This window comes from Herbiconiux sp. (assembly GCF_023264895.1).
Taxonomy (GTDB): domain Bacteria; phylum Actinomycetota; class Actinomycetes; order Actinomycetales; family Microbacteriaceae; genus Herbiconiux.
Genome location: NZ_JAHFUY010000146.1, coordinates 1 through 6,493 on the forward strand (window position 1 = coordinate 1; position 6,493 = coordinate 6,493).

The following is a 6,493-nucleotide window of genomic DNA, read 5'->3' on the forward strand; positions in this document are numbered from 1 at the left end:
CGACGGCGTGGCGGCCTCCGCCGACCTCGAGCCCGAGCGGATCGCCGCCTGCCTCGACGCCCTCGAGCAGGAGACGGCCGCCGCACTCGATTGCGGCTACAGCACCAACCTCGTGGTGCACGCCTTCTGCCTCACCGCCCGACGGGTGGGCATCGGTCCCGACCTCGTCGAGCCGTTCTTCCGCTCGATGCGCGCCGACCTCTCGGCCACCACGCACACCCAGGAGTCGTTCGACGACTACGTCTACGGATCCGCCGAGGTGGTGGGACTGATGTGCCTCCAGGCGTTCCTGGCCGATCCCGCCGCCCGCCGCCGGAGCGACGCCCAGCGCGCCCGCCTCGTCGACGGCGCGCGGCACCTCGGTGCGGCGTTCCAGAAGATCAACTTCCTCCGCGACCTCGCGGCCGACTTCGGCACCCTCGGCCGGAGCTACTTCCCGGGCATCGACGTGAACACGTTCACCGAGACCGAGAAGGCCAGGATCGTGGCCGACATCGACGAGGACCTCCGCATCGCGCGCACCTGCCTGCCCGGCCTCCCGCCCTCGAGCCGCCGCGCCGTCGCGCTCGCGCAGGGACTGTTCGAGGAGCTGACCGACCGGCTGCGTGCGACGCCCGCCGCCGTACTCGCCGAGACCCGCATCCGGGTTCCGAACCCCGTCAAGGCGAGAATAGCTGCAGGGGCGGCCCTCGGCCGGCTCCCCCGGCGGCGACCGGATGCGCATGAAGGAGACACGACCGAGTGACCGCAGAGCACACGAACGACCACGACGACCTTGCCGAAGCCGAGTTCGGAGTCGAACACGGAGCCCCGGGTAGGGCGGTCGTGATCGGTGGCGGCATCAGCGGTCTCGCGACCGCCGCGCTGCTGGCGCGTGAGGGCCACACGGTGACGCTCCTGGAGAAGAACGAGGCGGTCGGCGGGCGCGCGGGCACCTGGGAGAAGGACGGCTTCCGCTTCGACACAGGGCCCTCCTGGTACCTCATGCCCGAGGTCTTCGACCACTTCTTCAAGCTCTTCGGCACGAGCGCCGACGAGGAGCTCGACCTCGTGAAGCTCGACCCCGGCTACCGGGTCTACTCCGAGGGCGAGTTCGCACCCATCGACCTCGCCTCGAACCGCGATGACAACCTCGACCTTTTCGAGTCGATCGAGCCGGGATCCGGCGTGCGCATGGCGGGCTACCTCGACTCCGCCGCAGAGACCTACGAGCTCGCCAAGGAGTACTTCCTCTACTCCACGTTCGAGAAGGTCACCCCGCTCGCCACCGCCCCCGTGTTGAAGCGGCTGCCGCGGCTGGCGCGCCTGCTCACCGAGCCGCTCGCGCGCTTTGCGGGGCGCACGGTCCGCGATCCGCGACTCGTGCAGGTGCTCGGCTACCCCGCGGTCTTCCTCGGCACGTCTCCATATTCCGCTCCGAGCATGTATCACCTCATGAGCCACCTCGACCTCACCGAGGGCGTGCTCTACCCGCGCGGCGGCTTCGCCTCGGTGATCGCGGCCATCGAGCGGATCGCACGCGCCGAGGGCGTGGAGATCGTCACGGGCGCCACCGTCACGCGCATCGTCACGGAGGTCGAGGGCGCCTCCGTCGTGGTCCCCGCACCGGTCGACGTCTACGACTACGAGACCACGGAGTTCGACACCAACGTGATCGACCGCGACGAGCTCGCCCGGGTGCTCGCGGGCGAGATGTCGACCGCAGCCGAGCCCGAGCCGGTCGCCGAGATCCCGGCGGGCCAGAAGCCCCGGGCCGGCGGCGTGCACTACACCGACGGCAGCGGGCGGGCGCACTCGGTCGACGGCTCCGTCGTGGTCTCGACGGCCGACCTCTGGCACACGGAGACGACCATGCTCCTGCCCGAGCTGCAGACCTACCCCGAGAGCTACTGGGCGAAGCGCACACCCGGCCCGAGCGCCCTGCTCATCATGCTCGGTGTCTCGGGCGAGCTGCCCGAGCTCGAGCACCACACGCTGTTCTTCACGAAGGACTGGCGGGAGAACTTCGAGAAGATCTTCGGGCGCGGATCGGGCCCGGCGGCCACCAGAGGAACGTCGATCCCCTCGCCCGCGTCGCTCTACGTCTGCAAGCCGAGCGCGACCGACCACGACGTCGCGCCGGAGGGCCACGAGAACCTCTTCGTGCTCGTGCCGCTGCCCGCCGATCCCTCGATCGGCTCCGGCGGGGTCGACGGCGGGGGAGATGCCCGCCTCGAGGAGCTCGCCGACACCGTGATCGAGCAGATCGCCTCGTGGGCCGGCATCCCGGATCTCGCGTCGCGCGTGGTCGTGCGGCGCACGGTGGGTCCGGCCGACTTCGTGGCCGACCTCAACTCCTGGGAGGGCACCGCCCTCGGGCCCGCGCACACCCTGCGGCAGAGCGCCATGTTCCGCTCGCGGAACCGCAGCACGAAGGTCGACGGCCTCTACTACGCGGGCGGCTCCACCACGCCCGGCATCGGTCTGCCGATGTGCCTCATCAGCGCCGAGCTCGTGATCAAGCGGCTGCGCGGCGACACGAGCACCACCGCGCTGCCGGAGCCCCTCGCGCCGGCCGGCGGCTGATCGCATGGGCATCCTCTACCTGCTCGCGCTCGCGATCTCGATCACGGGCATGGTGGTGCTCGACCGCCGGTTCGGGCTGTTCTTCTGGCACCGGCCCGTGCGGGCGGCGATCGTGCTCGTGGTGGGGGTGCTGTTCTTCCTGGTCTGGGACCTGTTCGGCATCGGGCTCGGCATCTTCTTCCGCGGCGAGACCTCGTTCATGACCGGGCTGCAGGTGGCGCCCGAGCTGCCGGTGGAGGAGATCTTCTTCCTGACCCTGCTGTGCTACCTCACCATGAACGTGTTCCGCGGGGCGTCCCTCGTGCTCGCACGGCGGGAGGCGGTGTGAGCTACTGGGCGCTGAACGCGGTGTTCCTCGCCGTGGTGGCCGTGGTCGTGGTGGCGGCGGTCGTGAGCCTCGTCGTGAGGGCGGGCGACGCATCCGCTCGTCGACGCGTGCTCGCGGCCGTGGGGATCACGATGGCCCTGCTGCTCGTGATGACCGCGGTGTTCGACAACGTCATGATCGGGGTGGGGCTCGTGGGGTATGAGCCGTCGCTCATCTCGGGGGCGTTCGTGGGCATCGCGCCGCTCGAGGACTTCGCGTACGCGATCGCGGCGGTGCTGCTGCTGCCGTCGCTGTGGGTGCTGCTCGGGGGGCGGGACGGGTCCGGGTCTGCCAGTCCGTCGGCGGCTTCGGGCTCTGCGGGCTCGGGCTCGGGCTCGGGCTCTTCAGGATCTTCAGGTTCCTCGGGCTCGTCGTCGTCGAGGGGGTCGGGCCGGTGATCCGCACGCTGCTGGTGTCGTCGCGCCCGCTCTCGTGGGTGAACACGGCGTTCCCGTTCGCCGCGGGTTACCTCATGACCACGCGCGAGGTCGACCTCGTGTTCGTGCTCGGCACCCTCTACTTCCTCGTGCCCTACAACCTCGCGATGTACGGCATCAACGACGTCTTCGACTACGAGTCCGATCTCCGGAACCCGCGCAAGGGCGGGGTCGAGGGTGCCGTGCTCGACCGGTCGTTCCACCGCATCACGCTGTGGGCGGTCGTCATCACGAACGTGCCGTTCCTCGTGTTGCTCGTGGCGGTCGGATCGCCGCTGTCGTGGCTCGTGCTCGCCGTCTCGGTCTTCGCGGTCATCGCCTACAGCGCGCCGGGGCTCCGCTTCAAGGAGCGCCCCTTCGTCGACTCGCTCACCTCGAGCACCCACTTCGTGAGCCCGGCCGTCTACGGGCTCGTGCTCGCGGGGGCCGTCTTCACGCCCGGGCTGTGGGCGGTGCTCGGCGCCTTCTTCCTCTGGGGGATCGCGAGTCATGCGTTCGGCGCAGTGCAGGACATCGTGGCCGATCGCGAGGGCGGCATAGCCTCGATCGCCACTGTCATCGGGGGGCGCGCGACCGTGCGGTTCGCGCTCGGGGCGTACCTCCTGGCGGGCGTGCTGCTGCTGTTCGCGCCGTGGCCGGGGTCTCTCGCGGCGGTGCTGGCGCTGCCGTACGCCGTGAGCATCCTGCCCTACGTCTCGGTGCGCGACGAGGATGCGGAGCGGGCGAACGCGGGGTGGAAGCGGTTCCTGTGGCTGAACTTCGTGGCCGGGTTCGGTGTGACGATGCTGCTGATCTGGACGTGGCTGCTGGGGTAGCGCTGTCGCGCGGCTCCGGATGCGCGGGGTGGCGATCATGGAGTCGGTGGACGGCTCCTGCGGCGATCGTCGCGGGGGTGCGCCTGCCTAGAATCGGGGGATGAAGCGACCGCGCGCTCTGGTCGCCGCCGCGGCGGCGTGCGCCGTTGTCGCGCTCGCGGTGGCGGGGGTGTCGGTGTGGGCGCTGTCGGCGGGGAGCGGTGAGACGCTCGGCGGGGCCAGCGATGTCGTGGAGTCGGGCGCATCCGGAGCCGGACAGGCCATCACCCGGGAGGCCGGCGCGACCGGGAGCGTCGGGATCTACAGCTTCGGGCACACGATCGACAGCGCGGTGCCGAGCCCGGATGCGCCGCTGGACGCCTCGATGCGGCTGCCGTTCTCGCTGAGTGTGCCGGCGCAGGCGTTCCGGGTGCACGTGCGCAACTGGTCGTTCGACGACGAGCGGGAGTACGACTCGCCCGTGACGCTGACCGGGATGCACGTGGGGACCCATGCGCTCGATCCGGGCACGGTGACCGGGCAGACGGGTGCCTTCGAGGGGACTGCGGTGGGGATTGTCGGGACGGTCAACCTCGCGCCGGGTGGGTTCGTGAGCGAGTGGATCGAGCCGTCGCAGGTGGCTCTGGACGGCTCGGTGGACTCGCTGCTGGCGATCGGGTTCACGGCTCCGGCCGGAGCGCGGCTCGCCACCTCGCAGGGGCTGTCGTGGACCGACGTGGGGGAGGGGGCGTCGGCGCTCGCCGGAGCGGCGGGCGTGCGCGGGGAGCCGAAGTACCTCAGCTACTTCGACGTGTGGATCGAGTACGAGTTCGGGGGGTCGGAGGGCGATTCGGTGCCGGCACCCGTGCTCGTGAGTGTCGGCCATTCGCTCAACGCGCCGGGGTCGTTCGCGACGGATGTGTTGCCCACGCGCGGGGAGTCGACCGCGTGGCCGCAGCAGTGGGCGCTGGCGCACGGGGGCGTGGCGGTGTCGCTCGCGGCACCCGGTGCGGAGGCCTCGGCGTTCGCCCCCTCGGCGGCGAAGTGGGAGGCGTTCGCCGACGTCTCGCCCGACATCGTGACGGTCTGGACGGCGTCGAACGACATCGCCAGGGGGCATCCGCTCGCCGAGATCAGGCGGGACTGGTCGGAGGTCGTGGCGGGGGTGGCGGCGCGGTGGCCGGAGGCGGCGGTCTACGCGCTGACCGAGCCGCCTCGGGGGCTGACCGGTGCGGAGGAGCGGACGCGGCTCGCATGGAACGAGTGGCTCTTGCTCGTGCCGGCCGGGGTCGACGGGGTGCTCGATGCCGATGCGGTGCTGCGGGATCCGGGGGCTCCCTCGGAGCTGCGGGCCGATGTGGATGCCGACGGGGTGCACTTCTCGGCGCGGGGGCACTCGCTCGTGGCGGAACTCGTGCCGGCGCCGGTGCCTGCGCCGGTGTCTGGGCCGTCGCCGACTGCCGCTTCGCGCTGACGACGGAGTTTCGGCCACTTCGGCGGAAACGACGGAGGAGGGCAGGCGGTGGAGGAAGGGGTGGGACTGCCGCCTGGAGCGGCGGTGGGGTGAGCGGGCAGGGTGATGCGGGGCGCACCGTGTGGGTGCGCCCCGCAGTCCTTTTCAGGTTCCTGCTCGGTGTCGGTCAGCGGATGCTGGTGGCCTGACGTCGGGCGAGGAGGAGGGTGCTGATCCCGGCGAGGATGAGCAGCAGGAGTCCGCCGATCAGGGGGAGGGGGTTGCCTCCCGTGAGGGCGAGGGTTCCGCTGTCGGATCCGGTGCTGCCGCCGGCGACGGGGGTGGTGCTGCCGCCGGAGGGGGTGCTGGTGCCGGGGGTGGTGTCAGCCGGGGTGGCGGGGGTCACCGGGGTGACGGGGGTCACGGGAACCGTCGGGTCCGTCGGGTCGACCGGAGTGGTCGGCGTCGTCGGAGTCGTCGGGTCGGTGGGGTCCGTCGGGTCCGTGGGGTCGACCGGGTCGGTCGGGTCCGTGGGGTCCGTCGGGTCGGTGGGGTCCGTGGGGTCGACCGGGTCGGTCGGGTCCGTCGGGTCCACCGGGTCGATGGTGCTGTCGGTGGTGGTGCAGTCACCGATCACGCAGACGCCGTTGCCGCCGATGATGACGGGGAGGTCGACGACGGGGATGATCTGGTTCCCGCCTCCGATGCTCCCTTCGCCGTCGGTGGACGGGTCGCCACCGGTGCCACCGGGGGTGGTGACGATGGTGGAACCGCCGGTCTCGGAGTCGCCGACACCGGAGATGCCGTTGCCGCCGATGATCACGGGGAGGGTGACGATCGGGGTGACCTGGTTGCCGCCGGCGACGCTGTCGCCGCC

At 71.3% G+C, this 6,493-nt stretch carries 6 protein-coding genes and 1 pseudogene; 6 read left to right on the top strand and 1 reads right to left on the bottom strand.

The window, feature by feature from the left end; genetic code table 11:
- From Q0D57_RS18875 to Q0D57_RS18900, 6 genes are all read left to right on the top strand, one after another.
- Nucleotides 1–745 (top strand): squalene/phytoene synthase family protein (locus tag Q0D57_RS18875; protein WP_291046939.1); only part of this gene is annotated, 745 nt, incomplete at its 5' end.
- Nucleotides 746–825: 80 nt separating this feature from the next.
- Nucleotides 826–2,565 (top strand): phytoene desaturase family protein, encoded by a 1,740-nt coding sequence (crtI, locus tag Q0D57_RS18880; RefSeq protein ID WP_291046944.1) that lies wholly within the window; start codon nt 826–828, stop codon nt 2,563–2,565.
- A 4-nt stretch (nt 2,566–2,569) separates the two neighbouring features.
- A complete protein-coding gene (locus tag Q0D57_RS18885; RefSeq protein WP_291046940.1) occupies nt 2,570–2,893 on the top strand; it encodes a lycopene cyclase domain-containing protein in 324 nt (107 codons plus the stop codon).
- Nucleotides 2,890–3,330, top strand: a complete 441-nt coding sequence (locus Q0D57_RS18890; RefSeq protein ID WP_291046941.1) for a lycopene cyclase domain-containing protein — start codon at nt 2,890–2,892, stop codon at nt 3,328–3,330. The genes Q0D57_RS18885 and Q0D57_RS18890 overlap by 4 nt, the downstream gene beginning before the upstream one ends.
- Entirely contained in the window at nt 3,327–4,184 is an 858-nt protein-coding gene (locus Q0D57_RS18895; protein WP_291046942.1) for a prenyltransferase, read from the top strand. Before Q0D57_RS18890 ends, Q0D57_RS18895 begins: the two co-directional genes overlap by 4 nt.
- A 100-nt stretch (nt 4,185–4,284) precedes the next feature.
- Nucleotides 4,285–5,637 carry an SGNH/GDSL hydrolase family protein gene (locus Q0D57_RS18900; RefSeq protein WP_291046943.1) on the top strand — a complete coding sequence of 451 codons (1,353 nt, stop codon included), beginning with the start codon at nt 4,285–4,287 and terminating at the stop codon, nt 5,635–5,637.
- A gap of 166 nt (nt 5,638–5,803) precedes the next feature.
- Here Q0D57_RS18900 and Q0D57_RS18905 read toward each other — a convergent pair.
- Nucleotides 5,804–6,493: pseudogene (locus Q0D57_RS18905) on the bottom strand (hypothetical protein); the annotation flags it as partial.

Excerpts from the sequence above, each read along its gene's own strand:
- Q0D57_RS18900 (WP_291046943.1), top strand. The coding sequence starts at position 4,285 with ATGAAGCGACCGCGCGCTCTGGTCGCCGCCGCGGCGGCGTGCGCCGTT.
- Q0D57_RS18885 (WP_291046940.1), top strand. The coding sequence starts at position 2,570 with ATGGGCATCCTCTACCTGCTCGCGCTCGCGATCTCGATCACGGGCATG.